This window comes from Microbacterium sp. SZ1 (genome assembly GCF_002362255.1).
Classification (GTDB): domain Bacteria; phylum Actinomycetota; class Actinomycetes; order Actinomycetales; family Microbacteriaceae; genus Microbacterium.
The window spans coordinates 1-1136 of record NZ_LPVV01000036.1 but is presented as its reverse complement, the minus strand read 5'-3'; the positions used below and the strand labels follow the sequence as shown (position 1 = coordinate 1136).

Genomic DNA, 1136 nt, shown 5'->3' with positions numbered 1-1136 from the left:
TACGTGCCCCTGCGCGGCGAGGACGGCGTCGACCTGCCGGGCATCGGCCGCGAGGACGACGGTCTCAAGGGCGGGCTCAACGGCATCGACAACGGCCGGCTGTCGTTCGACCACGTGCGCATCCCTCGCACGAACCTGCTGAACCGCTACGGCGACGTCGCGCCCGACGGCACCTACTCGAGCGCGATCGACAGCCCCGGACGCCGCTTCTTCACGATGCTCGGCACCCTGGTGCAGGGTCGTGTCTCACTCGACGGAGCGGCGTCGTGGGCGTCGGCCCTCGGCCTGAAGATCGCGATCACGTACGCCACGCAGCGGCGCCAGTTCGACGGCATCGACGGACAGGAGGTCGTGCTTCTCGACTACGGCAAGCACCAGCGTCGCCTGCTGCCCCGTCTCGCGACGACGTATGCGCAGATCTTCGCGCACGACGAGTTCCTGCAGAAGTTCGACGGCGTCTTCTCCGGCCGCACCGACACTCCGGCCGACCGTGAAGACCTCGAGACCCTGGCTGCTGCGCTCAAGCCGCTGTCGACCTGGCACGCGCTCGACACCCTGCAGGAGGCTCGCGAGGCGTGCGGCGGCGCCGGCTTCATGTTCGAGAACCGTCTCGTCGGACTCCGCGCCGACCTCGACATCTACGTCACGTTCGAGGGCGACAACAACGTGCTGCTGCAGCTCGTCGGCAAGCGCCTGCTCACCGACTACGCGAAGCAGTTCACCGGGAAGGATGCCGCGGCCCTCGCCAAGTTCGCCGTCGGCCAGACCGCGGGCAAGCTGTTCCACGGCGCCGGACTGCGGCAGTTCGGCCAGTCGGTGGCGGACTTCGGGCAGGTCGCGCGGTCGGTCGAGAACGGACTGCGCGAGGAGCAGCAGCATCTGCTGCTCGCCGAGCGCGTGCAGCAGATGGTCGCCGACATCGCCGCGCGGCTGCGCCCCGGTGCCAAGGACAAGGCGCTCGGATCGAAGCTGTTCAACGAGAACCAGGCCGAACTCATCGAGGCGGCCCGCGCGCATGGCGAGCTGCTGCAATGGGAGGCCTTCACCGACGCCGTGCACCGGGTGGAGGACGCCGACACCAAGAAGGTGCTGACCTGGCTGCGCGACCTGTTCGGGCTGCAGCTCATCGAGAAGCA

Annotated in this window: 1 protein-coding gene; it reads left to right on the top strand. The window is 68.7% G+C overall.

The annotated features are described in order from the left end of the window. The coding region (locus AUC47_RS11680; protein ID WP_306453248.1) for an acyl-CoA dehydrogenase family protein at positions 1-1136 on the top strand (1136 nt) is incomplete at both ends.